Origin of the sequence: Neorhizobium galegae, assembly GCF_021391675.1 — a bacterium.
Taxonomy (GTDB): domain Bacteria; phylum Pseudomonadota; class Alphaproteobacteria; order Rhizobiales; family Rhizobiaceae; genus Neorhizobium; species Neorhizobium galegae_B.
Genome location: NZ_CP090095.1, coordinates 589,795 through 614,720 on the forward strand (window position 1 = coordinate 589,795; position 24,926 = coordinate 614,720).

26 protein-coding genes and 1 tRNA gene are annotated in these 24,926 nt (G+C 61.5%); 14 read left to right on the forward strand and 13 right to left on the reverse strand.

Annotated elements, in window-relative coordinates; translation table 11 throughout:
- The first annotated feature begins 16 nt into the window (after window positions 1-16).
- Complete coding sequence (gene fmt, locus LZK81_RS02890) at window positions 17-952, forward strand: methionyl-tRNA formyltransferase (protein ID WP_046603146.1); 936 nt, start codon at window positions 17-19, stop codon at window positions 950-952.
- Complete coding sequence (truA, locus tag LZK81_RS02895) at window positions 952-1,716, forward strand: tRNA pseudouridine(38-40) synthase TruA (protein WP_233955143.1); 765 nt, start codon at window positions 952-954, stop codon at window positions 1,714-1,716. The genes fmt and truA overlap by 1 nt, the downstream gene beginning before the upstream one ends.
- A 13-nt stretch (window positions 1,717-1,729) precedes the next feature.
- Here the strand turns inward: truA and LZK81_RS02900 are convergent, their stop codons facing one another.
- Genes LZK81_RS02900 through dapD form a run of 4 tightly spaced genes read right to left on the reverse strand, consistent with a single transcriptional unit; the run spans window position 1,730 to window position 5,015 of the window.
- Entirely contained in the window at window positions 1,730-2,326 is a 597-nt protein-coding gene (locus tag LZK81_RS02900) for a hypothetical protein (protein ID WP_046610876.1), read from the reverse strand.
- Window positions 2,327-2,359: 33 nt separating this feature from the next.
- Entirely contained in the window at window positions 2,360-2,971 is a 612-nt protein-coding gene (locus LZK81_RS02905) for a hypothetical protein (RefSeq protein WP_233955144.1), read from the reverse strand.
- A complete protein-coding gene (gene dapE / locus LZK81_RS02910) occupies window positions 2,955-4,151 on the reverse strand; it encodes a succinyl-diaminopimelate desuccinylase (RefSeq protein WP_233955145.1) in 1,197 nt (398 codons plus the stop codon). The genes LZK81_RS02905 and dapE overlap by 17 nt, the downstream gene beginning before the upstream one ends.
- 9 nt (window positions 4,152-4,160) lie before the next feature.
- Window positions 4,161-5,015: a 2,3,4,5-tetrahydropyridine-2,6-dicarboxylate N-succinyltransferase gene (gene dapD, locus LZK81_RS02915; protein WP_046610878.1), complete on the reverse strand. Its 855-nt coding sequence runs from the start codon at window positions 5,013-5,015 to the stop codon at window positions 4,161-4,163.
- A 136-nt stretch (window positions 5,016-5,151) separates the two neighbouring features.
- On the opposite strand from dapD, the gene LZK81_RS02920 reads away from it, so the two are divergent.
- On the forward strand, window positions 5,152-6,018 hold the full coding sequence (locus LZK81_RS02920; protein ID WP_046603152.1) for an LOG family protein: 867 nt from the start codon (window positions 5,152-5,154) through the stop codon (window positions 6,016-6,018).
- 73 nt (window positions 6,019-6,091) lie between these two features.
- Here LZK81_RS02920 and LZK81_RS02925 read toward each other — a convergent pair whose 3' ends face one another.
- Window positions 6,092-6,745: a hypothetical protein gene (locus LZK81_RS02925; protein WP_046628081.1), complete on the reverse strand. Its 654-nt coding sequence runs from the start codon at window positions 6,743-6,745 to the stop codon at window positions 6,092-6,094.
- Window positions 6,746-6,855: 110 nt separating this feature from the next.
- On the reverse strand, window positions 6,856-7,569 hold the full coding sequence (locus tag LZK81_RS02930) for a pyrimidine 5'-nucleotidase (RefSeq protein ID WP_046603510.1): 714 nt from the start codon (window positions 7,567-7,569) through the stop codon (window positions 6,856-6,858).
- 105 nt (window positions 7,570-7,674) lie between these two features.
- Between LZK81_RS02930 and LZK81_RS02935 the strand changes: the two genes are divergently transcribed.
- Both LZK81_RS02935 and LZK81_RS02940 read left to right on the forward strand, forming a co-directional pair.
- Window positions 7,675-8,577, forward strand: coding sequence for a DMT family transporter (locus LZK81_RS02935; protein WP_233955146.1), 903 nt, complete (start codon window positions 7,675-7,677; stop codon window positions 8,575-8,577).
- Window positions 8,578-8,648: 71 nt separating this feature from the next.
- Window positions 8,649-9,422, forward strand: coding sequence for an isocitrate lyase/PEP mutase family protein (locus tag LZK81_RS02940; protein WP_233955147.1), 774 nt, complete (start codon window positions 8,649-8,651; stop codon window positions 9,420-9,422).
- A 19-nt stretch (window positions 9,423-9,441) separates the two neighbouring features.
- On the opposite strand, the gene argB is transcribed toward LZK81_RS02940, so the two are convergent.
- On the reverse strand, window positions 9,442-10,329 hold the full coding sequence (gene argB, locus LZK81_RS02945; RefSeq protein ID WP_007771514.1) for an acetylglutamate kinase: 888 nt from the start codon (window positions 10,327-10,329) through the stop codon (window positions 9,442-9,444).
- Between the two features lie 352 nt (window positions 10,330-10,681).
- Between argB and LZK81_RS02950 the strand changes: the two genes are divergently transcribed.
- Window positions 10,682-11,239, forward strand: a complete 558-nt coding sequence (locus tag LZK81_RS02950) for a fasciclin domain-containing protein (protein ID WP_046603157.1) — start codon at window positions 10,682-10,684, stop codon at window positions 11,237-11,239.
- Between the two features lie 88 nt (window positions 11,240-11,327).
- On the opposite strand, the gene yihA is transcribed toward LZK81_RS02950, so the two are convergent.
- From yihA to rpmH, 4 genes are all read right to left on the reverse strand, one after another.
- On the reverse strand, window positions 11,328-11,975 hold the full coding sequence (gene yihA, locus LZK81_RS02955; RefSeq protein WP_046628182.1) for a ribosome biogenesis GTP-binding protein YihA/YsxC: 648 nt from the start codon (window positions 11,973-11,975) through the stop codon (window positions 11,328-11,330).
- A 152-nt stretch (window positions 11,976-12,127) separates the two neighbouring features.
- Window positions 12,128-13,933: a membrane protein insertase YidC gene (gene yidC, locus LZK81_RS02960; RefSeq protein ID WP_046628090.1), complete on the reverse strand. Its 1,806-nt coding sequence runs from the start codon at window positions 13,931-13,933 to the stop codon at window positions 12,128-12,130.
- A complete protein-coding gene (rnpA, locus tag LZK81_RS02965) occupies window positions 13,933-14,325 on the reverse strand; it encodes a ribonuclease P protein component (RefSeq protein WP_037079357.1) in 393 nt (130 codons plus the stop codon). The genes yidC and rnpA overlap by 1 nt, the downstream gene beginning before the upstream one ends.
- 28 nt (window positions 14,326-14,353) lie before the next feature.
- Window positions 14,354-14,488, reverse strand: coding sequence for a 50S ribosomal protein L34 (rpmH, locus tag LZK81_RS02970; RefSeq protein WP_080719113.1), 135 nt, complete (start codon window positions 14,486-14,488; stop codon window positions 14,354-14,356).
- Window positions 14,489-14,978: 490 nt separating this feature from the next.
- Between rpmH and LZK81_RS02975 the strand changes: the two genes are divergently transcribed.
- The 3 genes from LZK81_RS02975 (at window position 14,979) to LZK81_RS02985 (ending at window position 18,891) form a co-directional block, all read left to right on the forward strand.
- A complete protein-coding gene (locus LZK81_RS02975) occupies window positions 14,979-17,006 on the forward strand; it encodes a methyl-accepting chemotaxis protein (protein ID WP_233955148.1) in 2,028 nt (675 codons plus the stop codon).
- Window positions 17,007-17,245: 239 nt separating this feature from the next.
- Window positions 17,246-18,676, forward strand: a complete 1,431-nt coding sequence (locus LZK81_RS02980; protein ID WP_233956436.1) for a sensor histidine kinase — start codon at window positions 17,246-17,248, stop codon at window positions 18,674-18,676.
- Window positions 18,677-18,814: 138 nt separating this feature from the next.
- Window positions 18,815-18,891 (forward strand) — tRNA-Arg (locus LZK81_RS02985).
- A 65-nt stretch (window positions 18,892-18,956) separates the two neighbouring features.
- On the opposite strand, the gene LZK81_RS02990 is transcribed toward LZK81_RS02985, so the two are convergent.
- Together LZK81_RS02990 and LZK81_RS02995 are read right to left on the reverse strand one after the other, a co-directional pair.
- Window positions 18,957-19,169 (reverse strand): hypothetical protein, encoded by a 213-nt coding sequence (locus LZK81_RS02990; RefSeq protein ID WP_080952601.1) that lies wholly within the window; start codon window positions 19,167-19,169, stop codon window positions 18,957-18,959.
- Window positions 19,170-19,281: 112 nt separating this feature from the next.
- The gene (locus LZK81_RS02995; protein WP_233955149.1) at window positions 19,282-20,190 is read right to left on the reverse strand and encodes a LysR family transcriptional regulator; all 909 of its coding nucleotides are present in this window, start codon (window positions 20,188-20,190) and stop codon (window positions 19,282-19,284) included.
- Between the two features lie 121 nt (window positions 20,191-20,311).
- On the opposite strand from LZK81_RS02995, the gene LZK81_RS03000 reads away from it, so the two are divergent.
- The 5 genes from LZK81_RS03000 (at window position 20,312) to LZK81_RS03020 (ending at window position 24,923) form a co-directional block, all read left to right on the forward strand.
- Window positions 20,312-20,944, forward strand: coding sequence for a pyridoxamine 5'-phosphate oxidase family protein (locus tag LZK81_RS03000; RefSeq protein ID WP_233955150.1), 633 nt, complete (start codon window positions 20,312-20,314; stop codon window positions 20,942-20,944).
- A complete protein-coding gene (locus tag LZK81_RS03005; RefSeq protein WP_233955151.1) occupies window positions 20,941-21,411 on the forward strand; it encodes a DUF1348 family protein in 471 nt (156 codons plus the stop codon). Before LZK81_RS03000 ends, LZK81_RS03005 begins: the two co-directional genes overlap by 4 nt.
- 136 nt (window positions 21,412-21,547) lie before the next feature.
- Window positions 21,548-23,080, forward strand: a complete 1,533-nt coding sequence (locus LZK81_RS03010; protein ID WP_233955152.1) for a glycosyltransferase family 39 protein — start codon at window positions 21,548-21,550, stop codon at window positions 23,078-23,080.
- A gap of 83 nt (window positions 23,081-23,163) precedes the next feature.
- Window positions 23,164-23,871: an SDR family oxidoreductase gene (locus LZK81_RS03015; protein ID WP_233955153.1), complete on the forward strand. Its 708-nt coding sequence runs from the start codon at window positions 23,164-23,166 to the stop codon at window positions 23,869-23,871.
- 14 nt (window positions 23,872-23,885) lie between these two features.
- Window positions 23,886-24,923: a 4-hydroxyproline epimerase gene (locus LZK81_RS03020; protein ID WP_233955154.1), complete on the forward strand. Its 1,038-nt coding sequence runs from the start codon at window positions 23,886-23,888 to the stop codon at window positions 24,921-24,923.
- Window positions 24,924-24,926: the final 3 nt, after the last annotated feature.

A 24,926-nucleotide genomic window follows, 5' to 3' on the forward strand; every position in this document is an offset into this window, starting at 1 on the left:
GAGACGCGGAACGTCCATGTCTCTTCGCATCATCTTCATGGGAACCCCGGAATTTTCCGTGCCGACGCTCCAGAGCCTTAAGCATGGGGGCCACGAGATCGTCGCGGTCTACACCCAGCCGCCGCGCCCGGGTGGCCGCCGCGGGCTCGATCTGGTGAAGTCGCCGGTGCATCAGGCCGCCGAACTGCTGGGCATTCCCGTTTTGACGCCGGTGAATTTCAAGGATCCCGAGGAGCGCGAAAAATTCCGCGAGCTCAAGGCGGATGTTGCCGTCGTCGTCGCCTACGGCCTGCTGCTGCCGGAAGCGATCCTGACCGGAACGCATCTCGGCTGCTACAACGGCCACGCCTCGCTCCTCCCGCGCTGGCGCGGTGCCGCGCCTATCCAGCGAGCGATCATGGCAGGGGACAAGAAGACCGGCATGATGGTCATGCAGATGGAAAAGGGCCTCGATACCGGCCCCGTTGCGCTGACGAGAGAAGTGGAAATCGGCGAGGACATGACGGCGGGCGAACTGCACGACAAGCTGATGCTGGTCGGTGCCCGTGCCATGGTCGAGGCGATGGAAAAACTCGAAGCCAATGACCTGCCGCTGACGCCGCAATCGCCGGAAGGCGTGCTTTATGCCGCCAAGATCGACAAGGGCGAGACGCGCATCGATTTTTCAAAACCCGCAGATGATGTGCATAACCACATCCGCGGTCTGTCGCCTTTCCCGGGCGCATGGTTCGAGGCGGAAATCAACGGCAGGCTGGAGCGTGTGAAGGTTCTTCTGTCGGAAATCGGCGAAGGGCAGGGCGAACCCGGAACGGTTCTGGACGACGCACTGACCATTGCCTGCGGCGCGGGTGCGGTGCGGCTCCTCAAACTGCAGAAGGCCGGGGCGAAGCCTCTGGCGGCGGCAGAGTTCCTGCGCGGCACGCCGCTTGGGCCTGGCATGAGGCTCTCCTGATGCCGCGATTCCGCATGGCCGTCGAATATGACGGCACGCCCTATGTCGGCTGGCAGAAGCAGAAGAATGGCCACTCGGTACAGTCGGCGCTTGAAAATGCCATCCTGTCGTTGACCAAGGAGAGCGTCGTGGTCAAGGGCGCCGGCCGCACCGATTCCGGCGTTCATGCGCGCGGGCAGGTGGTGCATGTCGATCTCACGCGGTCGTGGCAGCCACACCGGCTGCGCGACGCGCTGAACGCCTATCTGGGCATGGCCAGGGAGAAAGTCGCCATCGTGAGCGTGCAGCTCGTCGATGATACGTTCGACGCCCGCTTTTCGGCTGTCCGGCGATATTATCTCTACCGTATCATTTCACGGGCCGGCCCGCTGGCGCTGGATGCGAAGCGCGCCTGGTGGGTCACCAAGGATCTGGATCATGAGGTCATGCATGCCGCCGCCCAGACGCTGGTCGGGAAGCACGATTTCACGACCTTTCGTTCGGTTCATTGCCAGGCGAAAAGCCCCGTCCGCACGCTGGACATGCTGGATGTCACGCGCAGCGGCGATCTGATCGAAATCCGCGCGACGGCACAGAGTTTCCTGCACAATCAGATACGTTCGCTCGCCGGCACGCTGAAACTCGCCGGCGAAGGCCGCATGACGCCGGCGGATGTCCGCGCAGCACTGGACGCCCGGGACCGCAAAGCCTGCGGGCCGGTGGCGCCGCCGGAGGGACTTTATTTCATGCGTGTCGATTATCCAGGCGACCCCGTAGAGCCCTGAAGGGCTGGCTTCGTCAGAGCGGGTAAATGCCGAGGAAGCGCTGCAGAGCTTCGGTCAGCAGCATGCTCGGCACGATCAGCACCAGCACCAGCGTGGTGATCATCAGCGGCTGCGGCCCGCAGATCATCCGCATCACCCGCGATACAGCGACGATCATGACGATCAGCAGTGCGAAATGGACAAGCGCAAGGATGGTGTCGAGGCTGGATGGCAACAGGAAGCGCAGGCTCAGCAGGCCGTAGAGATAGGCAAACGGAACCGAGAGCCAGTTGACGCTGACGACGACCGCCGGAAACTTTCGGGCAATGCCGAGAAGCGAGCAGAGCACGCCGGCAAGGATCAGCGGCACCAGCCAGTTGAAGATTTCCAGCATCGCCATGCGAACGAAGAAAATCCCGCCGATCCGGGCGCCCGGCGGCATGCCTTCGAGCAGATAGTCGCGCCACCACAGCCACGAGATGAACGCACCCGGCAGGCACCAGACGAACGCCCAGAACGAGCGCATCATGCCGCGATCGGAAATGTCGAGCAGGCGAAAACCTTGCGCATCGCCGCGGATCAGCAGCCAGAGACCGCTCAGGTAAAGTCGGACTTCAGGATAGGAGGGCAAGGTTGCCTCCCCGCAAAACGGCGAAATCACGCATCAGGTTAACGAAACCCCCATGATATTCTCCAGTTCGCGCACGACAATGACCTCCGCCAGAGCCACGAGCCCCAGGGTCGCAATTCGAATTATCACCGGGCCACCCATGACGGTTCTCAGAATGCACCACATAAGAAGAAGGGCGGCGATCAGAAGGGTTGCTGCCAGCGCGATCACGCCATAGCTGGCAAGGGCGCCATGCTGATCGGAAAGGAAGGCGACAGGCGCCAGAACGACATAGGTCGCATAGGCGAGCGGAACGGTAAACCAGTTGCGCACCACGATCAGAATCCGCACGAGCGGCATGAAGCGCAGAATGAAGCCGAGGACGATGAGCGCCACGGTCGGCACGATCCATTGGGCCGCTTCGAGGACCAGCATCTTCAGGAAAAAGATAAAGGAATAGTCCTCTCGTTGAGGGAAATGGCGAAGGTACTCCATCCGCTGGAAGATCCAGCCGACAACGAGTGCCGGCGCGCACCAGGCGACTGCCCAGAACGAACGCAACACGCCCTCGTCCGAAATGTCGAACGGCCGCAAACCGCGCGCATCGCCGCGGATCAGCAGCCAGAGGCCGCCGAGGTAGAGCCTGACTTCATGATAGGAGGGCATTATCGAACCAGCGGGAGATGAAGGTCCCATAGATTTGGGTAAGCGTTTCCAGATCGGCAAGGGCCACGCGCTCGTCGATCATGTGCATGGTCTGGCCGACCAGACCGAATTCGACGACGGGGCAATAATCCTTGATGAATCGGGCATCCGACGTGCCGCCGGTGGTGGAAAGCTTCGGCACCTTGCCGGTCACGCTCTCGACTGCGCCGGAAAGCGACGCGATCAGAGCGTTGTTGCGTGTCAGGAACACGTGGCTTGGGCGTTCCGCCCAGATGATCTCGTAACGCGCCGGTTCCCGATCCGGGCGAAGCGGGCTGCCGATCGCCGCCGCATCCAGCCGTCGGACGATCTCAGCCTTGACGGTATCGGCCGTCCAGGTGTCGTTGAAACGGATGTTGAAAGCGAAGGTAGCTTTTGCCGGAATGACGTTGGTCGCCGGATTGCCGACATCGATGGACGTCACTTCCAGGTTGGAGGCCGGGAATTCCGCCGTGCCGCCGTCGAAGGATGGGTTCATCAGCACTGACGCGAGCGGCAGCAGGCCGCGCACCGGATTGTCGGCCAGATGCGGATAGGCCGCGTGGCCCTGGACGCCGAAGACAGTGACCTTGCCGGAGACCGAACCGCGACGGCCGATCTTAATCATGTCGCCGAGCACATCGGGATTGGTCGGCTCGCCGACCAGGCAGGCATCCCAGGCCTCGCCCCGTTCAGCGGCCCATTTCAGCAGCTTCTCGGTCCCGTTGACGGCAGGGCCTTCCTCGTCGCCTGTGATCAGGAACGAAATAGAACCTTTTGGCGCGCCGTGTTGCTCGATGTGGCGGGCGACGGCGGCGACGAAACAGGCGATACCGCCCTTCATGTCCACCGCGCCGCGGCCGAACAATTCATTGCCGACAATCTCGCCGGCAAACGGCGGCCGGCTCCATGACGTTTCATCTCCCGGCGGCACCACGTCCGTATGGCCGGCGAACATCAGATGCGGCGCATCGGTGCCAAGCCGGGCATAGAGGTTCTCGATGTCCGGCATGCCGGGCTCCGTCGCCACCATGCGCTCGACCTTGAAACCGAGCGGAAGCAGCATGGCCTCCAGCGCTGCCAGCGCGCCGCCCTCGGCGGGTGTCACCGAAGGGCAGCGGATGAGCGTCTGGAGATTGGCGATGGGATCGGCACTGGACATTGGATGGGATCAGTCGCGCAGCAGTTCGTTGATGCCGGTCTTGGAACGGGTCTTTTCATCGACGCGCTTGACGATCACGGCGCAATAGAGGCCGGGGCCCGGCTCGCCGTTCGGGAACGGTTTGCCCGGCAGCGTGCCGGCGACGACCACCGAGTAGGGCGGCACTTCGCCATAGCTGATCTCACCTGTCGCGCGGTCGACGATCTTGGTCGATTTGCCGATGAACACGCCCATGCCGAGCACTGAACCCTGGCGGACGATGCAGCCTTCGACCACTTCCGAGCGGGCGCCGATGAAGCAATTGTCTTCGATGATGGTCGGGCCGGCCTGCATCGGCTCAAGCACGCCGCCGATGCCGACGCCGCCGGAAAGATGCACGTGCTTGCCGATCTGGGCGCAGGAACCGACAGTCGCCCAGGTGTCGACCATGGTGCCTTCATCGACATAGGCGCCGAGGTTGACGAAGGAGGGCATCAGGACGACGTTTTTGGCGATATAGGCCGAGCGACGCGCGACCGCGTTCGGCACGGCACGGAATCCGGCAGCACGGAACTCGCTCTCCCCCCAGTTCTCGAACTTGGAGGGCACCTTGTCCCACCAGGTGGAGGCGCCGGGACCGTTCTTGACTACTTCCATGTCGTTGAGGCGGAAGGACAGCAGAACGGCCTTCTTCAGCCACTGGTGCACGGTCCAGGTTCCGTCTTCGCCCCGGCTTGCAACCCGCGCCTTACCGCTGTCCAGCAGGTTGAGCGCCTCTTCGACCGCGCCGCGAATCTCTCCCTTGGTCGAAACCGTTACGGTGTCGCGGTTGTCGAAGGCGGTCTCGATGGTCTTTTCGAGGGAAGAGTAGTCGGGGCTGCTCATGGGAAATCCTTAAACGTCACTCTGTATCGTGATGGTGGGAGAGGTGGCCATTTGGTGTCTTTTGATCTAAGCGACCGCCACTCAAGCGTCAATGTGAATTGGCGTCAATGCATTTGACGCCGGAAGGATCATGCGAATGGCAAAGGCGAAGAAGGATGGCCCGCGAGGCAAGGACGGGGCCTGGGATCCGCTCAAGGACAACAAGGCGGACAAAAACGACGCCGCAGTCCAGCCGAGGACGCCGCAGACGGAATCGCACTCCTATCGCCTCGCCTATGCGGATGACGAGTTTCTCAGCCGCGAAGAGCTCCGCCCTGTCCGTCTCCAACTCGAGCTGATGAAGACGGAAATGGCGCTCGCCGAGCGCGGCATCAGATCGACCGTGGTCCTGTTCGGCGGCGCGCGCATCCCGGCGCCCGGCCAGAGCGCCTGGGCCGCCCGCAACGATACGCAGCGCCAGAACCTCGAAGCGGCTTCCGTCTATTACGAGGAAGCGCGCAGGTTCGCCGCCCTCTGCGGAAGACATTCCGCAAGCTACAATCATCAGGAATATGTTGTCGTGACCGGCGGCGGGCCGGGCGTCATGGAGGCCGGCAACCGTGGTGCGGCTGACGCCGGCGCGCCGAGCATCGGCCTCAACATCATGCTGCCCCACGAGCAGGCCCCGAACCGCTACGTAACGCCGGAACTCAGCTTCAACTTCCATTATTTCGCCATCCGCAAGATGCATTTCATGATGCGGGCCAAGGCGGTCGTCGTTTTCCCCGGCGGGTTCGGCACGCTGGACGAAATGTTCGAGGCGCTGACCCTCATTCAGACCAAGCGCATGGAGCGCATGCCGCTGATCCTGTTCAGCGAGGCCTTCTGGCGCGGCATCATCAATTTTGGCGCGCTCGCGGAATTCGGGACGATCGCTCCGGACGACCTCAATCTCATCAATTTCGTGGAGACCGCGGAAGAGGCGTGGAAGATCATCTCGGATTTCTACGATATCGAAAAATAAAAGAACCCGCCCCTTGGGGGAAGGGGCGGGTCCTTTGGACGACTGTCGGAGCTAGTTCCAAGGGGGCGGAGAACTAGAGGGGGCGGTCCGGCAGGTCGTCGATGGAAATGGTTCCATCCTTGTTGGTGTCCATGCGGGCGAACAGCTTGTCGGATGCGGCGGAGGCTTCCGCCTTGGTGACCTTGCCGTCCTTGTCTTCATCGACCATGCGGAACATGCCCTGGCCCATCATCTGGCGGCCATGCGGGCGTTCCCAGCGGGCATCCTCGCGGCCCTGGCCATGGCGGCCCTGGCCATCACGGTTCCAGGCGGAATGATCGCGGTCGCGGCGATGGTCGTCGCGCCGATCTGCCATGTGGTCGGACTGGTCGTCCTTCTTGTCCGCGGTATCGGCGACTTCCGGCGGGTTGTTCTTGCGGAACTCTTCCATCTTCGCCTGGCGATAGTCGAACATTTCGCCGCGCGTCAGCGAACCATCCTTGTTGGCGTCGACTGCGGTGAAGAGCTTGTCCTGGAAGGCGGTCGTCTCGTCCTTGGAGACCTTGCCGTCCTTGTCGGCATCGGCGTTCTTCAGAAGGCGGACGAACATCACGTCCTGCATCATGGCGCGGCCGGGACCATCATGGCGACCTGGACCATCACGCCCCGGGGCTGCAAAGGCAGGAACGGCTGCGCCGGCGATCAGCGCGGCTCCAAGGGTCGCCAGAACGATCTTTTTTGCGGTCATTGTGGTGGTCCTTCAGGTTGTTTCGATAGCCTGAAGGTAGGGCTCGCAACCCGTCAAAACCACTTAAACATCCGTAATGTGGATGAACTTTTAGTAATGCCGATAAAACCTTAGCCGATATTGAGGCCGGCGAGGAAACCCGTCAGATCGTCGGTCACGTAGTCGATGTGATCGTCTTCGTCGCCGAGCTTTTCCCACCGTTCCATCAGCACCGTGTCGAGGTTGCGCGGCACGAGGAGGATCGTGCGCATGCCGAGTGCCTTCGGCACCTGCAGATTGCGCGGCAGGTCCTCGAACATCGCGGCGCTTTTCGTATCGACCCGATGAAGACTGGCGAACTTGTCGTAAGTCGCGCCTGCCGGCTTCGGCACGTAGTCGGCCGCGACGATGTCGAATATGTCGTCGAAATTATCGAGGATGCCGAGCGCCCGGGCTGCGGCCTCCGCATGCGGCACGCTGCCATTGGTAAAGATGAACTTGCGGCCGGGAAGCGCCTTGATCGCCTCGCCGAGCTCCGGGTGCGGCAGGAGTGCCGAATAGTCGATCGCATGCGCCTGTTCGAGAAACCCGTCCGGATCGATGCCATGGTTCAGCATCAGGCCCTGCAGCGTCGTGCCGTGCTCATGGTAATATTGCTTCTGCAGCGCTTTCGCTTCCGCCGGCTCGAGCTGCAGCAGTTCCTGCACATAGGCCGTCATGTTCTTGTCGATCTGCGCGAACAGATTGATGTGATGCGGATAAAGCGTGTTGTCGAGATCGAACACCCAGTCGCGGACATGGGCGAAATCGGCGGGATCGGGCGAGGTCTGCGGCTTTTTTTCCATGGCCGCTTTATGCACCGGCTCGGCGGCAAAGAAAACGAAAAAGACGAACGCTTTCGACCAGGGCCAGCCTTGGCGATCTGCCGGAACGCGTGATACCGCCAGCATATGGAACTCTGGATCCCCATCACCATCGCCGCTGCCTTTCTGCAGAACCTGCGCTCTGCCCTGCAGAAGCATCTGCAGGGTTCGCTTGGCACGCGCGGAGCGAGCTTCGTGCGCTTCGGCTACGGTTTTCCGATCGCGATCCTTTATGTCCTGAGCCTCCACTATTTCGTCGGTTATCCGTTCCCGGCATTGAACTGGACCTTCGCTTTATGGGCCGTGATCGGCGGCCTGGCGCAGATCTTTGCGACCATGATGCTGGTGCATCTCTTTTCGCTCAGGAACTTTGCGGTCGGGACGGCCTATTCCAAGACCGAGCCGGTGCAGGCTGCGATATTCGGCTTCATCCTGCTCGGCGAAAAGCTGACGCCCGGCTCGGTCGCGGCGATCATTGTCGGCGTCATCGGCGTGATGACGATCTCGATGGCGCGCATGCCGCTTTCCTGGCGCAACATGCTCGTCGCCATGACCAGCCGCACCGCCATGATCGGTATCGCGTCAGGCGCCGTCTTTGGTATTTCGGCCGTTTCCTATCGCACGGCTTCGTTGTCGCTCGGCGGCCCAGGGCCGGTCATGGAAGCGGCCATGACGCTCGCCTGCGTCACGACCTTCCAGACGGCCTTCATGCTGATCTGGATGTTCTGGAAGGACAAGCGCGAGATCGTCCAGGTCGTTCTCTCGTGGCGTTCATCCTCTCTCGTGGGCCTGGCAGGCGTTGTCGGCTCGGCCGGCTGGTTCACCGCCATGACCCTGCAGCAGGTGGCCTATGTCCGCGCACTCGGGCAGATCGAACTCGTCTTCACCTTCATGGCGTCCTATTTCCTTTTCCATGAACGGGTGAACCGCATGGAAGTGTTCGGCTGCCTCTTGATCGTCTGCGGCATCCTGGGATTGATCTTTTCCTGATCGACGCCCGATTCGCGGCGGCATCTGTTACCGAAACCGGTTAGGGTAGTCCATCAACGGGAGGATCATTGATGTCTCAGAGCGACAAGGCCGTCGCGTTCGCCGCGCTTCACCGGAAGGGCAATCCGGTCATCATCTATAACATCTGGGATGCAGGCACCGCCAAGGCGGTTGCGGATGCGGGGGCGAAAGCGCTCGGCACCGGAAGCTGGTCGGTCGCTGCAGCGCAAGGCTATGCCGACGGTGAGAACCTGCCGCTCGATGCATTGCTCGCCACGGCGAAATCGATCACCGCAGCGATCGACCTGCCGTTGTCGGTGGATTTCGAGGGTGGTTATGCCGAAGATCTGGCCGAATTGGCGGCAAATGTCGCTAAGGTCATCGACGCCGGCGCTATAGGCGTCAATTTCGAGGATCAGGTTGTTGGCGGCAGCGGCATCTATCCGGTGGAGCAGCAGGCCGAGCGCATCCGTGCCATCCGGGCTTTGGCAGACACTCGGGACATGGCCTTGTTCATCAACGCCCGTACCGATCTCTTCCTGCAGGAAGGCGACCGGACGAAGCATGCTGCGCTTCTCGATCAGGCGATCGAACGTGCCAAAGCCTATGCCGAGGCTGGAGGCAACGGGTTCTTCGCACCGGGACTAGCTGATGAGGGGTTGATCGAGACGTTATGCAAGGCCTCGCCGCTTCCGGTCAACATCATGATGTTCGGTGGCGTACCGTCGCCAAAACGCCTCGGTGAACTCGGGGTTGCCCGGGTCAGTTACGGGCCGGGGCCGTATCGGGCGATGATGGCGAAGCTGAAGGAAGACGCCGCGGCGGTTTTCACCGCCGCTGGCTGAGCCTTGAGGCCGTTCGCGATCAGGGAACGATCAGCGTGCCGGCGCCGTGCTCGGTGAAGATTTCGAGTAGCACCGAATGGGCCGTCTTGCCGTTCAGGATGACGACGCCCTGCACGCCCGCCTTGATCGCCTCGATGCAGGTCTCGACCTTGGGTATCATGCCGCCGGAGATCGTGCCGTCCTTGATGAGGGCCTGGGCCTGGGCGACCGTGAGTTCCTTGATCAGCTGCTTGTCCTTGTCCAGAACGCCCGGAACGTCGGTGAGGAAGAGCAGGCGGGTGGCGCTGAGCGCGCCGGCGATGGCGCCCGCGAACGTATCGGCATTGATGTTATAGGTCGCACCGTCGCGGCCAGGCGCGACCGGGGCGATGACAGGGATCATTTCCGACTTGGCGAGCAGGTCGAGCAGCGTGCGGTCGACTTCCACCACTTCGCCGACGAAGCCGAGGTCGAGGACCCGCTCGATATTGCTGTCGGGATCGATGATGGTCTTCTTTGCCTTTTCGGCGAAGACCATGTTGCCGTCCTTGCCGCAAAGGCCGATCGCCCATTCGCCGGTCTGGTTGATCAGCGCGACGATCTCCTTGTTGATCGAGCCGGCGAGGACCATTTCGACGATCTCGACCGTCTTCTGGTCGGTGACGCGCAGGCCGGCTTCGAACTTGGATTCGATGCCCATCTTCGTCAGCATCGCGCCGATCTGTGGGCCGCCGCCATGAACGACGATCGGGTTGACGCCCGACTGCTTGAGAAGCGCGATATCCGCCGCGAACGCCTTGCCGAGTTCCGTATCGCCCATGGCATGGCCGCCGTATTTCACGACGATCGTCTTGTTTTCGTAACGCTGCATATAGGGCAGCGCCTGTGCCAGAAGCTTGGCCTGAAGTTCGCTTTCGGAAGCCGTCATCGGATACCCCTGAATATTAAGTGGGGCCTTTTAGCGCATGTTTTTGACATAGGAAATAATCAGTCCGCGAGATTGTCGCCCAATCGACGTGTTGACGCCGGATAAATGGTGGCCGTATTCCGGCAAATACCCTTCGCGGGAAGCTCCAGACATGACAGTTTGCAAACGGTGCGAAAGATATAAATCAATAAAAACAGCAGCTTAAAAGTTTAACGGCGGTTTCGTCGCCAGCCTTGAAACTCTTCTCCCACGCCTTCCGTCTCTTGCGATGTCTCCGCCGATGTCGGGACGCCATGCCTTGGGAGGCGCGCATCCGCGCCGGGGCAATTTGTTTCGTTGAGAGGAAGCCATCATGTTCAAGACCGCATTCCGCACGCTCGCTGTCGCCACCGTTCTGTCCGCCACCGCCGTGACCGTTTTTGCCGCAAATCCGAAGGTCGGCGGCGCCGCGATGTACGAAGAGAAGAACATCATCGAAAATGCCGTGAACTCCAAGGACCACACGACGCTCGTCGCGGCCGTCAAGGCTGCCGGCCTGGTGGAGACGCTCCAGGGCAAGGGTCCGTTCACGGTTTTTGCCCCGACCAACGAAGCCTTCGCCGCCCTGCCCAAGGGCACCGTCGAAACGCTGCTGAAGCCGGAAAACAAGGCTCAGCTCACCAAGGTGCTGACCTGCCACGTGGTCGCGGCCAACGCCCTGTCCACGGCCATCGATAAGATGATCAAGGACGACAAGGGCACGCATGACGTCAAGACCGTCGGCGGCTGCATCCTGAAAGCCAAGGAAAGCATGGGCAAGATCACGCTGACCGACGAAATGGGCGGCGTGTCGCATGTCACGATCGCCGACGTCAAGCAGTCGAACGGCGTCATCCACGTGGTCGACAAGGTTCTGCTGCCGAAAATGTAAACGCTGGTCGCACCCGCTGGGGCTTTTACATCAGGATCCGGTCGCCTCTCTCGGGGCGGCCGGATCTGCCGTTTCTGTTAGGGCAGCGTCAGAGCGCCCGGCCTACGGTTTCGGCGATCGCCTGGCGCAGTTCCTCGATCCCCTTGCCTTTTTCGGACGAGGTGGAGAGCACGAACGGAAAGGCCGCGGGGTGCTTGCGGATCTTTTCCTGCGTCTCGGCCAGCAGCTTCACCACGGCCGGTTCCTTGATCTTGTCGGTCTTGGTCAGCACGATCTGGTAGGAGACGGCGGCTTTGTCGAGCAGGTCCAGTACCTCCTCGTCATTCTTCTTGATGCCGTGGCGGCTGTCGATCAGCACATAGACGCGTTTCAGCGTCGCGCGGCCGCGCAGGTAGTCGAAGACCAGCCTGGTCCAGGCATCGACGGTTTCCTTCGGCGCCTTGGCGTAACCGTAGCCCGGCATGTCGACCAGCGCCATCGGCGGCAGGTCGGTACCTGCGCCCGAATAGCCGTCCGGCACGAAATAGTTGAGCTCCTGGGTGCGGCCGGGCGTATTGGAGGTGCGCGCCAATCCCTTCTGGCCGACGATCGCGTTGATCAGCGACGACTTGCCGACGTTTGAGCGGCCGGCAAAGGCGACTTCGAGCGGACCTTCCGGTGGCAGGAACTTCATCGAGGGCACGCCGCGGATGAAAATCCAGGGGCGGCCGAAAAGCGGCTTGTCGTCCGTGCTCATGTCTGCGGGCATCGGTTCTGGTCGTCCTGTTCTGTCGAAGGGCACGGCTTCAAGGTTTTGGCCGGCAATGTCAAGCTTTCGGGCGTTACAGCCCTATTCCAAAAGAAAAACCCCGGACCAGCCGGGGTTCCTCATCGGTGTCTTGGCAGACGCTATTTTGTCGGCGCCTCTTTTCGTCGGAAGAAGCCCTTCAGATTGTCGAAGAGTTCGATCTTGGCGCCATGACGCTTCATGATGATCGCCTGCTGCGTCACCGACAGGGTGTTGTTCCAGGCCCAGTAGATGACGAGGCCGGCCGGGAAGGACGCCAGCATGAAGGTGAACACCAGCGGCATCCAGGTGAAGATCATCGCCTGGGTCGGATCCGGCGGCGTCGGGTTCATGCGCATCTGCACGAACATGGTGACGCCCATCACCAGCGGCCAGACGCCGATCATCAGCGCGTGCGGCACGTCGAAGGGCAGCAGGCCGAAGAGGTTGAAGAGCGACGTCGGGTCGGGAGCGGACAGATCCTGGATCCAGCCGAAGAACGGCGCATGCCGCATTTCGATGGTGACATAGATGACCTTGTAGAGCGCGAAGAAGACCGGGATCTGCAACAGGACCGGCCAGCAGCCGGCGATCGGATTGATCTTTTCTTCCTTGTAGAGCGCCATCATTGCCTGCTGCAGGCCCATCCGGTCGTCGCCGAACTTGGCCTTCAGCTCTTCCATCTTCGGCTGCATGCGCTTCATGTTGGCCATGGAAGCGTATTGCTTGCTGGCGAGCGGGAAGAACAGCGCCTTGACGACGATGGTGGTGAGCAGGATCGCGACGCCGAAATTGCCCACGTGACGGAAGAAGAAGTCCATCAGCTGGAACATCGGCTTGGTGATGAAGTAGAACCATCCCCAGTCGATCAGACGGTTGAACTGCGGGACGCCGAATTCCGTCTCGTAGCGCGAGATCAACGGCACTTCCTTGGCGCCGGCGAAGACGAGGTTCTTGAGTTCGGTGGATTGACCCGGCTGAACCGTCAGGTCGTCGCCCTTGTAGTCCGCCTGGTAGCTCGCCTGAGCACCGGCGAAATGCGAGAAACGTGCAACATAGGGCAGCGTCTGCGGCGGCACGATGGTGGCAGCCCAGTACTTGTCGGTGATGCCCATCCAGCCGGTCGTGGATTTCTCGTTGGTGAACTGCTCTTTTTCAATATTGGCGTAGGTGTGTTCGTCGAGGCTGCCGCTCTCGCCCATCACGCCGATGAAGCCTTCGTGGATGACCCAGACGGACGGCGTCGCCGGCTTGTTGTTGCGCAGCACGCGGCCATAGGGCGTCAGCGTCACCGGGGCGGCCGTCTTGTTGTCGATCTTGTCGGCGACGGTCAGCATGTAGTGGTCGTCGATCGAAATCGTGCGCGTGAAGGTCACGCCCTTCTCGTTGGTGAAGGTCAGCGTCACCGGCGTCTGCTGGGTCAGCTTGTCGCCGCCTGCGAGCGTCCATTGCGTGCCGGTGCCGGGGGCGGCGCCGATCGATTCATTGGGGATATAGCCGATTTCCGTGAAATAGCCGTCTGTCGTATCGGACGGCGAGAACAGCGTGATGATCGGGCTCTTGTCGTCCACGGTCTCGTGATATTCGCGCAGCTTCAGGTCGTCGAAACGGGCGCCGGTCAGGTTGATGGAGCCGATCAGGGCCGGCGTCTCGATCTGCACGCGCCGCGACCGTGCGAGCGCCTGGTCGCGGGAGAGCGCGGCAGCTGCCGGGTTGGCGCCGGGCAGGTTGCCGAGTACGCCGGAGCCGCTCTGAGCGCCGGGGCTCTCGGGGGAAACAGGCTGAGCGCTTTCGCCCTGAAGCGCACGGCTGGCTTCTTCGGCACGCTGCTGGGCTTCCATCCTCGGGTTCATATAGAGGAATTGCCAGGCAAGAACGATCAGCACCGAGAGCGCGATCGCGATGAAGTAATTGCGGTTCTTTTCCATCATGCTTTCCTGGAACGGGTCTCCTCGGACCGCTTTGGTCTCGGCTTGCTTTCGATACGCTCGATAAGCTGGGCCGTCATATCCGCAAAGGGGGCCGTAAGCACCTCCCGCCGCGCGACAATCACATAGTCGTGTCCGTTCTTCATTGCAAATCCGGCAGATTGCCTCACCGCCTCGCGGAGACGGCGGCGCATGCGGTTGCGTTCGACCGCGTTGCCATGTTTCTTGGTAACGGTGAAACCGACGCGCGGCGCTTCGTCCGGTTGGTTTCGATCAAGGACTTCCAGAAGGAAGTTCCGGCCTCGGCGGGATTCGCCTCCCCGGACGGCAAGGAACTGCGGCCGGCTTTTAAGCCGCCCGACAGTTTTCTCGTTCTTTGTCTCAGTCGTCATCGCCCGGTCGTCTCGGGCATCTCAGGCCTTAGGCCGAGAGACGCTTGCGGCCACGGGCGCGACGTGCGGAGAGAACCAGACGACCACCTTTGGTGGCCATACGGGTACGGAATCCGTGGCGGCGCTTGCGAACAAGCTTGGACGGTTGATAGGTACGCTTCATTTATTTTAATACCGCGGTGTGCGGCCCTTCTTGGAGTTTGCCGTCATCACGACGGCAAGAGCGCTTCGGAAAAACGATCTGCGCAAGCGGCTGCATGCGTGCAAGCCCGCCGGAGCTGAACGTGGGCGGCTTATAAGAGGACTCCGCCGCAAAAGTCAATCGCTGCCGGGATTTTTGGGCTGTAGGCCGAGCGCCGGCCAATCTTGATCACTGGCGCCTCTGGCGAGGCCGGCAGGCGCGGTCGTATCGATATATCCCCCTAAATTGAGGGGTAAGAAATAGTAGGTGCGAGGCCTCTCCCCCTGCCAAACGTCAAATATCTCAACCGAGGCGAGCAGCTAGAAAGAGCGCGCCCGCCGAGGCTGCGAGCCCCGTTTTTCTCTAAGCTTTTCTTTAATTTCTAATGGCTAATTTTAGCACCGAATGGAAGAGCATCTGGGTTACGGGCCTGCCTTCCTCGCACGATAAGTCCCGTCTGGAAGGGAATGAAATGAAAATTCGAGGGAAAATCAACCTCCTCGTCGGCCTCATGAGCCTCGTTGCCTGCATTATCGGCGGCCTGTCGCTCTTCGCGGTCGAAGAGTATCGCGCCCAGACGCAGCAATATGCCGACGTCGCGGATCGTGCCTACAAGGGCGAACATCTCAACCGCCTGGTCACCGCTGTGGTGATGGACGCGCGGGGCATCTACGCGTCGAAGGACAGCGCAACGGCCAAGCAGTTCGGCGATGGGGTTCTGAAGTCCCTCGGTGACATGGAAAAACTGATCGCCACCTGGCGGCCGATGGTTCCCGCCGCGCAGAGGGAGGCGTTCGACAAGCTGATCGCGCGGTCCGCTGAATTCAAGACATTCCGCGCCGAGACTGTCCGCCTCAGCCAGACGGAAGGCCCTCAGGCAGCCAACGTTCAGGGCAATAACGAGGCGAACCGCGCCAACCGCAAGGCCTATCAGGCGGAAATCGACTCGGTCGTCAAGATGGACCAGACCGAACTCGACAAGCTGAGTGCCGGCATGGACGCGTTCGGCAACATGGTCTTCTATTCCGTCTTGGCCGCAACGCTGATCGGTGTTGCCGGCGGCATGGCCTTCGGCCTTTATCTCGGCCGCAAGGAACTGAGCCAGCCCATCCTTGGCCTGACGTCCTCGATGAAGCTGATTGCCGACGGCGACTATGATGCCGCCGTATCTTTCGCCGGACGCCGGGACGAGATCGGCGACATGGCTGCCGCCGTCGAAGTCTTCAAGAAGAACGGTATCGAAGTCGCCCGCATGAATGCGTCCGAAGCGGCACTGCGTGCCAAGAGCGACGATCTCCAGGCCCGCATGGCGGTCGTGGTCGCCGCCGCTTCGGAAGGCGACTTCAATCGCCGCATCGACAAGCAGTGGGGCGAGGAAAGCCTCGACCGTTTTGCCCGCGAGGTGGATCTGCTCGTCGCCAGCGTCGATGCTGGCATTTCCGAAACGCGCCGCGTCGTGAAGAGCCTTGCCGAGGGTGACCTCACCGACAGCATGCAGGGCAATTTCAAGGGCGCCTTCGCCGAGCTGCAACACAATGTCAACGGGACCATGGACACGCTGCGCGGCACGATGCGGAATGTCCGTACCGCCACCGGCTCTATCAACGGTAGCGCCGCCGAGCTGAGCCGGGCGACCAATGATCTGTCCCGCCGCACCGAACAGCAGGCTGCCGCGCTGGAAGAAACGTCCGCTGCGCTCGAAGAGATCACCGCCGTCGTCAAGACGTCGACCGAGCGGGCGCATGAAGCAACCGTGATGGTCGGCGAGGCCAAGCAGAGCGCGGTCCAGTCGGGCGAGGTGGTGCGTAGCGCCGTCGATGCGATGGGCCGGATAGAGCAGGCCTCCCGCGAGATCGCCCAGATCACCAATGTCATCGACGAAATCGCCTTCCAGACCAATCTTCTGGCTCTCAATGCCGGCGTCGAGGCCGCCCGTGCAGGCGAAGCCGGCAAGGGTTTTGCCGTCGTCGCTCAGGAAGTGCGCGAACTCGCCCAGCGCTCGGCAAGTGCGGCAAAGGGCATCAAGGCGTTGATCAGCAAGTCCGGCGAGGAAGTCGCCGGAGGCGTGATGCTGGTTCAGAAGACCGGCGAGGCACTGTCGGAAATCGAAACCCGCGTGCTGCGCATCAACGATCATATCCATTCGATCGCCGTCGCTTCCCGCGAGCAGGCGACGGGGCTCGCCGAGGTCAATACCGCCGTCAACCAGATGGACCAGGTGACGCAGCAGAATGCCGCCATGGTCGAGGAGACGTCCGCGGCGACGCAGACATTGTCTTCCGAGGCCGACAGCCTGTTTGCACTCGTCTCCAATTTCGACATCGGTCAGGAGGGCGAGCGCGTTGCCGAGCCGGTCAAGACTTCGCGGCCGGTTGCGGCAGCTGCCGTCCATCGGCCGCGCGTCTCTCCGGTAAAGGCGATGACGGGTGCGCTCTCGCGGGCTTTCGGCGGAGCTGCCGTCGCAACGACAGCGGTTGCCGGAGAATGGGAAGAATTCTGATCCAAGTTCGCATGTCAGTCGAATAAGGAAGCGGAGAGGGGCAACCCTTTCCGCTTTCTTTTTTGCACTGCGGCAAAGGGGACTGGTAAAAAAACGCCGAACCTCTAAAATAAGCGATCATCCGTGGGCTCGCATCAATCCGGCGGGCCGGGTATTCGGAAATGGAGATCCGCATGGACGACGAGGTTCATACCTCGGGGCGCTCGGGGTCCTCGCCGGAAGGCGTAGGCCCGGAAACCATGCCGCGCCTTTTCCGCGGCCTTTCCGGCAGGCTTCTCTGGCTTACCGTCATTTTCGTGATGATGGCCGAAGTGCTGATCTTCGTCCCCTCCGTCGCCACCATGCGGATGAACTGGCTGCGCGATCGGCTGGATACGGCCGCCGCCGCCGGCATCGTCATCGACGGGCTGCAGCCCGCCGAGCTTCCCCGCGCCGTGCAGGACGATACGCTGCTTGCGACCGGCACCAAGGTGATCGCCCTGCGCAAGGACGGCACCTCGCGGCTGCTGGCTGCAACGGACACGCAGCCGCAGATCGACGAAGTGTTCGATCTTGCCAATGTCCCGATAGCATCTTCGATGCGCGACGCACTCGACACGCTCGTCTTTGGCGGCGGCCGCGTGATGCGCGTCTATGGCCCGATCGGCGACAGCGACATGGTCATCGAACTGGTCATGACCGACGACGCATTGCGCAAGGACATGCTGAAATATTCGAAGACGATGTTTCTCCTGTCGCTGCTGATCTCCCTGATCACCGCCGTACTGATCTTCCTCGCCATCAACCGGATGATGATCATGCCGATCCGGCGGCTCACCCATAGCATGCAGTTTTTCTCGGAGCAGCCGGACGACCCCGCCCGCGTCTTTAGCGCCGATCGTTCCCGGGGCGAACTTGCAGTCGCCGGCCGGCACCTCACAGCCATGCAGGCGCAATTGCAGCGAACGCTGAAGCAGCAGAAGAACTTGGTCGATCTTGGCCTCGCCGTTTCGAAGATCAACCACGACATGCGCAACATCCTCGCGTCAGCGCAGCTGATGTCGGACCGCCTGACGGATGTCGACGATCCGATGGTGAGGAGTTTCGCACCGAAACTGTTGCGCACGATCGACCGCGCGGTGGGTTACACCAACGAGGTGCTGGCTTACGGTCAGGCCTCCGAGGCAGCGCCCCGGCGCCGCCGCATCCGCTTTGCAGCGCTCGCCCAGGAGGTGCGCGACATGTTGGCGATCGATCCGGAGATCGGCATCGAATTCCTGGATCAGATCGCCGTCGATCTCGAAGTGGATTGCGACAGCGAGCAGATTTTCCGTGTCATCCACAATCTCTGCCGGAATGCCGTCCAGGCGCTGCTGAATTTCGATCCGCAGGATGCGTCCATGGTTCGCCGGGTCACGGTCTCCGCGCACCGGGTGGGCAGCGTCGTCAGCATCACCATCGACGACACCGGCCCCGGCATGCCGCGAAAGGCCCGTGAGAACCTGTTCTCCGCTTTCCGCGGCTCAGCGCGGTCGGGCGGCACCGGCCTCGGCCTGGTCATCGCCCGTGAGCTTGTCCTGGCCCATGGCGGAACCATCGCGCTTGTGGAAAAACCAGGCCCCGGCACCCAGTTTAGAATTGAAATTCCCGACCGTCCGGTCTCTCTGGAGGACTACCGGGTTCGGGCTTGACGCAAATAAATGTTGCTTCTCAACGGTTTGAGCGAGAAGTGACAGCAAAATGACGTTGCCTTCGGTAAAATCGCTTGCAATCGGAATGCGGACGTTTTAGAGGATCGCCACGCAAGCGGTGACGCACTGCTTGCAGACGCACCCGTAGCTCAGCTGGATAGAGCACCAGACTACGAATCTGGGGGTCAGGAGTTCGAATCTCTTCGGGTGCGCCATTTTCTCCAATCATCTCTGAACATTGTTGCGAGCTGATCGGCTGCCGGTGGCAACTGGCGCCCGCCTAACTCCCGCGACGCCGCATTGATGATATGAGGTACCCCAGTGCAAACGTCATTGCGGCAACCGCGATTCCGGTGCTGATCACGCCCACAGGCGTTATTCTGGCGCTGCCTTGCAAGGTAATGTTCTTCCCCACGCGCAGATCAAAAGTGGATTTGATTTCCTCAGGATGTGAGGGGAGTGCGGTCGGAGGTTCTTCCTGAATAACTGTCATTTTGAAGCTCCCGTGCAAATGTGCTGCGGCCGAACATCCATTCTAAGATAGGGTGGATGTCACAATAACAAGCAGTTCCCGGGTCCATCTCATCTGGCGTGCCGCGGCGAAGTCAGGCGGCGGAGCCGATCCTGCCGAGTGCCTGCCGCAGCCTCGGCGCGGCAAAATCCAGGAAGCTGCGCATCTTGAGCGGCATCTGGCCACGCGCGGCGTGAACGAGATGGATGGGTGCGGGCTCCGGCTCGAAGGATTCCAGGATGATCCGGAGCGCTCCGGTTTTGATGGCCTCCGCCGCCTGGTAATGGAGCAGCCGCGTGACCCCGACATTGCAGATCGCGGCCTCCGCAGCGGCCTCGGCGGTCGAGACGGAAAGGCGCGATGCAGCCGCGGTCGCACTCAATCCTGCCGGCAGCATTTGCCGAATTGATGATGGAGCCGGCCCTTCGAACGTCACCCACGGCATTCTTCGAAGATCCTCCGGTATCTGCGGAACACCATGAGCCGTAAGCAGGGCCGGGCTGGCGCAGGTCACCATCCGCATCGATCCGACCCGCGTCGCAACCATCGCGCTGTCCGGCAATTGTCCGATCCGGACTGCCATATCGACATGATCGTCCACGAGATGAACGTTGCGGTCGGCCAACTGCAAGCGGATGTTGATTTCGCGAAACAGGGCCAGGAAATCGATGACGATGGGCAGGACATGGAGCCGGCCGAACATGATCGGCGCTGTGATGACCAATTCACCCTTTGGCGTTGTGAACTCACCGGCGGCCTCCCGTTCCGCATCCTCGACCTGTTCGAGAATGCGTCGCGCCGCCGCTACATAGGTGGCGCCGACATCGGTCAGGGTGAGTTTGCGGGTCGTGCGGATCAACAGACGCGTGCCGAGCGATGCCTCGAGCTCCGAGATTTTCCGGCTGAGCGTCGGTACGGGCACCCGGAGGGCCCGACCCGCGGCAGACAGACTACCCTTGTCCACCACCTCCAGCAGCATCGACATGGCTTCGAAGCGATCCATCCGTTTTTCCATTTTTTGAAAGGATGAGTTACAACAATACTATATTATGCCGGATTATGGAAAGAGCTATGCATCCTCTTCAACGGCGCCGATAGCGGCTCTGCCGGGAAGGAGCTCCCTCATGTCCTATGGCTTTCTAGACATCGCCATCACACCCAGCGTTCGGGCCGCGCAGAAGGCTATGGGCGCCGATCACATCTGGCAGAATTTTGCTGGTGATCGTGACTTCGATCGCCTGACGGAAAATGAAGCGGCCTTCATCGCCGACCGGGACAGCTTCTACATGGCGACGGTCTCGGAGACGGGTTGGCCCTATGTCCAGCACCGGGGCGGCCCGCGCGGCTTTCTGAAGGTGATCGACGACCGGACATTGGCCCTCGCGGATTATCGCGGCAATCGCCAGTATATCAGCACCGGCAATGTTGCGGCGAACGACAGGGCATGCCTCTTCCTGATGGACTACGCCCGTCGTGCCCGACTGAAGATCTATGTGCATGTGGAGGAGGTGGCGCTCGACGCGGATCCTGCCCTGGCCGCGCTTGTCATCGATGCGGGCTATCGGGCGAAGCTCGAACGCATTTTCCGGCTGCGGCTTGAGAGCTTCGACTGGAACTGTCCGCAGCACATCACTCCCCGCTTCAGCGAGGAACAAGTCGGGGAGGCGGTCCGTCCCCTTCGGGCCCGACTAGCCGAGCTCGAATCCGAAAACGCTGAACTGCGCGCCCGCCTTGCCATCCAGGGAGATGCCCAATGAGCAATCAACGTCCACCCCTGCCGCCGTTCACACCGGAAATGGCAGTCGAGAAAGTTCGTCTTGCGGAGGATGGCTGGAACAGCCGGGACCCGGCCCGCGTGGCGCTCGCCTACACGGTCGATAGCTACTGGCGCAACCGGGCCGAATTCGTCGAAGGGCGTGAAGCGATCGTCGGCTTCCTCACCCGCAAATGGCAGCGCGAGCTGGATTACCGTCTCGTCAAGGAGCTGTGGAGTTTCCGGGAGAACCGCATAGCGGTCCGCTTCGCTTATGAATGGCACGACGATGGCGGCAACTGGTTCCGCTCCTACGGCAACGAGAATTGGGAGTTTGACGAACACGGCCTGATGCGCCGAAGGCTCGCTTCCGTCAACGACGCGCCCATTCGCGAGGCGGAGCGGCGTTTTCATTGGCCGCTCGGACGGAGGCCCGACGATCATCCAAGCCTCAGCGCTATCGGCTTTTGACCTGTAAGGGCACTGGGAGGAAATCCTCACGCGTTCAATTTCGGGCAAGTTATCAAATCAGCGAGCGCGGTTTCTATTGATCCGCGTCGCAGGCTGTGCCATCCGCTTCGAATGATAACTTTCTCATAAGGCAAAAATGAATCGCGAGAGCGTGGGCGCGGTGCGTTCCGAAGAGTTGAACAAACCCGGTCGGCTGGCAGGGTTTCTGGCTGGCGGCCTTCGGCCCGCGGCGCTTTTTCTGGGCGCTTATTTCCTGCTGAGCATCGCTGTCCGCCTGATGCTGCCCAACGCACTGACGCTGGACGAGGCCGAGCAGGCGCTGTTTTCACAATACTGGTTTGCCGGGTACGGGCCGCAGCCGCCTTTCTACAACTGGGTTCAGAATGCCTTTGTCAGCGTGATCGGCATCTCGCTCTTTTCGCTGACCTTGCCGAAATTCCTGATGCTGCTGTTGTGCTACGTATTCTTTGGCATGGCGGCGCGTGAGGTCGACGCCCGACCCGCCTTTGCGGCAATGGCGATGCTGAGCCTGCTCACCCTGCCGCAGCTTTCCTACATGCCGCAGCAGGATCTGACGCACACCGTCGCGGTGCTGATGGCGACGTCGCTGTTCCTCTACGGGCTCTTGCGAACCCTTGTCAGGGCGGATTGGCAGGGCTACCTGATCATCGGAGTAGCGATCGGCATCGGCATGATCTCGAAATACAATTTCGGGCTGCTGCCTGCCTCCGCCCTCATTGCCGTATGCTGCGACAGGGAATGGCGTGCCCGGCTTTTTGACCTGCGGGCCCTGCTGACTGCCATCATCAGCCTGGCAATCGTCCTCCCGCATGCGCTTTGGCTTCTCGGCAATCTCGATCTCGCGACATCCGGCACGATCGGCAAGATGGTCGAGGCGAACGCGCCGCATGGCGTTGCCCGTATCGCACGCGCCCTAGGCTCGCTGGTGCTCGCCTGCCTGGCGTTCGGCGCCCTGACCGTCATCATCTTCGCAGTCGCCTTCAAAAAGGACTTCAGGCGATCGCTGACCGCCGGCGACCGCTGGACGCGCCTGCTGGGCCTGATGATGGCGGTGTGCCTGTTGGGTGTCTTATTGGTGATCCTTTTCACGGGCACGACCAAGATCACCGAGCGCTGGCTGGATCCCTATCTGCTGCCTCTGCCACTCTATCTGCTGCTGAAGCTGGAACGAGCGGGCATCGATACCACGCTCCATCTCAAGCGCCTCGTCCCCGTCTTCATCGTCATCATGGCTGTGACATCGGTCCCGCTGGCGGGCAAGACTTTCACGGGTGGGCTCACCGGCGCCTATACCCGGATCAACTATCCGCTCGCCTCCGTCGCGGAAGCGCTGAAAGCGGAAGGCCGGCCGGCGGTGATCGTTGCGGCCGGTATGCATCTTGCCGGCAACATGCGGCTGCAGTTCCCCGATGTGCCGGTCGTCAATTCCGAGCAGCCGATCGCCGGCTTCCCGGCTCCAAACGCCATGAAGGGGCCGGTTCTGGCGATCTGGGCGGATAGCGGGCGCGCGGCGGGCCCGCTGCCGATCGATCTTTCTTCCGTCGATACCCTCGGATTAACCGCATCGCCTGCAAAATCTCTCTCGCTGCCCTACTATTACGGCGACGGCAAAATGCAGCTCAACCTCGGTTATCTCTGGCTTCGCTGAAGACGGTAGGCAAACCGGCGAGGCTGATATATCTGTTCGGGAAGCCTGCTCGCAGGCGGATAAAGACCCCCAAGGAGATTCCGATGGCTGAGACGGAAAAGGTCGCGCTGATTACCGGCGGTGGACGTGGCATGGGCGAGGCGATCGCCCGCGAATTGTACGCCCAGGGTTACAAGCTCGCGCTGATGTCGCCCTCGGAAAGCTGCGAGAAGCTGGCAGCCGAACTCGGCGGCGTCGCCTCGCGAGGCGTCGCGGAAAAGGCCGAGGACATCCAGGCGATTTTCGACCTCACCATGAAGACCTACGGCCGCATCGATGCCGTGGTCAATCATACCGGCCATCCGCCGAAGGGCGACCTGCTCGACATCAGCGATGAGGACTGGACACTCGGTTCGGACATGATGATCCTGTCGCTGGTGCGCATGGCGCGCCTGGTGACGCCGGTCATGCTGAAACAAGGCAAGGGCGCCTACGTCAACATCACCACCTTCGCCGCCTACGAGCCCTCGCTCGTCTTCCCGGTTTCGTGCACCTATCGTGCAGCGGCAGGTGCCTTCACAAAGCTCTACTCGGATCGCTATGCGGCCGACAATATCCGCATGAACTGCATCCTGCCGGGGTTCATCGACAGTCTCGATCACAAGCCCGGAACGGCGGAAAAGGTACCGATGAAGCGTGTCGGCCAGGTAGAAGAAATCGCAAAGACGGCCTCCTTCCTCTTGTCGGATGGTGCCGGCTACATCACCGGCCAGAACATCCGTGTCGATGGCGGCATCACCCGTCACGTCTGATCGGAGTACCTGAGATGAGATGGAAGCGCACGATCCAGCTGCTGGACGTTCATTGCGAGGGTGAGATCGGCAAGGTCGCAATCGGCGGCGTGCCGAAGATCCCGGGCGAAACGGTTGCCGCCCAGCTTCACTGGCTGAACACCGATCCGAAGGGCAACGAGCTTCGCCGCTTCCTCTGCCTCGAACCGCGCGGAGCGCCGATCGGCTCGGTCAACCTGCTGCTGCCGGCGAAACATCCCGATGCGGACGCCGCCTTCATCATCCTGCAGCCGGACCAGGCGCATGCGAGTTCCGGTTCGAACTCGATCTGCGTGACAACGGCGCTTCTGGAATCAGGCATTGTCGAAATGCAGGAGCCTGAAACCGTCGTTGTTCTGGAAACCGCAGCCGGCCTCGTGCGCGCGACCGCCACCTGCCGCGATGGGCGCTGCGAAAAGGTGAAGCTCACCATGGTGCCGTCTTTCGTGCATCAGCTTGATGTCACGGTTCAGACCCCGTCATGGGGCGAGATCACGCTCGACCTTTGTTATGGCGGGATCTTTTACGGGCTGGTGGATGTCGGCCAGATCGGCCTGACCATCGAGAAGGGCAATGCGGCAGCACTCGTCCAGGCAGGCATGGTGCTGAAGGACCTGATCAACAGGCAGATCGAGGTCGTACACCCGGAAATCCCCGCGATCTCCGGCGTCGCTTACGTGATGTTCCGGGACACGGAAGCCAACGGCACGGTGCGGACCTGCACGACGATGTGGCCGGGGAGGGCGGACCGTTCGCCCTGCGGCACCGGCAATTCCGCCAATCTGGCAGCGCTCCATGCGCGCGGCAGGGTAAAGGTGGGGGACGTCTTCAAGTCGCGCTCGATCATCGGTTCTGAGTTCGAGGTGGGACTGGCGGCCGAAACTGAGGTCGCCGGAAAGCCGGCGATCATTCCGACGATCACCGGCCGGGGGTTTACCTTCGGTCTGCATCAGATTGCCCTTGATCCGTTCGACCCGCTGTCGGACGGATTTGCGATGACCGACGTATGGGGACCATCCGCTGGGGAAATCTGAGTT

Bases quoted from the DNA above. Each gene is read 5' to 3' on its own strand.
- fmt (WP_046603146.1), top strand. From the start codon at position 17: ATGTCTCTTCGCATCATCTTCATGGGAACCCCGGAATTTTCCGTGCCG.
- truA (WP_233955143.1), top strand. From the start codon at position 952: ATGCCGCGATTCCGCATGGCCGTCGAATATGACGGCACGCCCTATGTC.
- LZK81_RS02905 (WP_233955144.1), bottom strand. From the start codon at position 2,971: ATGCCCTCCTATCATGAAGTCAGGCTCTACCTCGGCGGCCTCTGGCTG.
- dapE (WP_233955145.1), bottom strand. From the start codon at position 4,151: ATGTCCAGTGCCGATCCCATCGCCAATCTCCAGACGCTCATCCGCTGC.
- dapD (WP_046610878.1), bottom strand. From the start codon at position 5,015: ATGAGCAGCCCCGACTACTCTTCCCTCGAAAAGACCATCGAGACCGCC.
- LZK81_RS02920 (WP_046603152.1), top strand. From the start codon at position 5,152: ATGGCAAAGGCGAAGAAGGATGGCCCGCGAGGCAAGGACGGGGCCTGG.
- LZK81_RS02925 (WP_046628081.1), bottom strand. From the start codon at position 6,745: ATGACCGCAAAAAAGATCGTTCTGGCGACCCTTGGAGCCGCGCTGATC.
- LZK81_RS02930 (WP_046603510.1), bottom strand. From the start codon at position 7,569: ATGGAAAAAAAGCCGCAGACCTCGCCCGATCCCGCCGATTTCGCCCAT.
- LZK81_RS02935 (WP_233955146.1), top strand. From the start codon at position 7,675: ATGGAACTCTGGATCCCCATCACCATCGCCGCTGCCTTTCTGCAGAAC.
- LZK81_RS02940 (WP_233955147.1), top strand. From the start codon at position 8,649: ATGTCTCAGAGCGACAAGGCCGTCGCGTTCGCCGCGCTTCACCGGAAG.
- argB (WP_007771514.1), bottom strand. From the start codon at position 10,329: ATGACGGCTTCCGAAAGCGAACTTCAGGCCAAGCTTCTGGCACAGGCG.
- LZK81_RS02950 (WP_046603157.1), top strand. From the start codon at position 10,682: ATGTTCAAGACCGCATTCCGCACGCTCGCTGTCGCCACCGTTCTGTCC.
- yihA (WP_046628182.1), bottom strand. From the start codon at position 11,975: ATGAGCACGGACGACAAGCCGCTTTTCGGCCGCCCCTGGATTTTCATC.
- yidC (WP_046628090.1), bottom strand. From the start codon at position 13,933: ATGGAAAAGAACCGCAATTACTTCATCGCGATCGCGCTCTCGGTGCTG.
- rnpA (WP_037079357.1), bottom strand. From the start codon at position 14,325: ATGACGACTGAGACAAAGAACGAGAAAACTGTCGGGCGGCTTAAAAGC.
- rpmH (WP_080719113.1), bottom strand. From the start codon at position 14,488: ATGAAGCGTACCTATCAACCGTCCAAGCTTGTTCGCAAGCGCCGCCAC.
- LZK81_RS02975 (WP_233955148.1), top strand. From the start codon at position 14,979: ATGAAAATTCGAGGGAAAATCAACCTCCTCGTCGGCCTCATGAGCCTC.
- LZK81_RS02980 (WP_233956436.1), top strand. From the start codon at position 17,246: ATGCCGCGCCTTTTCCGCGGCCTTTCCGGCAGGCTTCTCTGGCTTACC.
- LZK81_RS02990 (WP_080952601.1), bottom strand. From the start codon at position 19,169: ATGACAGTTATTCAGGAAGAACCTCCGACCGCACTCCCCTCACATCCT.
- LZK81_RS02995 (WP_233955149.1), bottom strand. From the start codon at position 20,190: ATGGATCGCTTCGAAGCCATGTCGATGCTGCTGGAGGTGGTGGACAAG.
- LZK81_RS03000 (WP_233955150.1), top strand. From the start codon at position 20,312: ATGTCCTATGGCTTTCTAGACATCGCCATCACACCCAGCGTTCGGGCC.
- LZK81_RS03005 (WP_233955151.1), top strand. From the start codon at position 20,941: ATGAGCAATCAACGTCCACCCCTGCCGCCGTTCACACCGGAAATGGCA.
- LZK81_RS03010 (WP_233955152.1), top strand. From the start codon at position 21,548: ATGAATCGCGAGAGCGTGGGCGCGGTGCGTTCCGAAGAGTTGAACAAA.
- LZK81_RS03015 (WP_233955153.1), top strand. From the start codon at position 23,164: ATGGCTGAGACGGAAAAGGTCGCGCTGATTACCGGCGGTGGACGTGGC.
- LZK81_RS03020 (WP_233955154.1), top strand. From the start codon at position 23,886: ATGAGATGGAAGCGCACGATCCAGCTGCTGGACGTTCATTGCGAGGGT.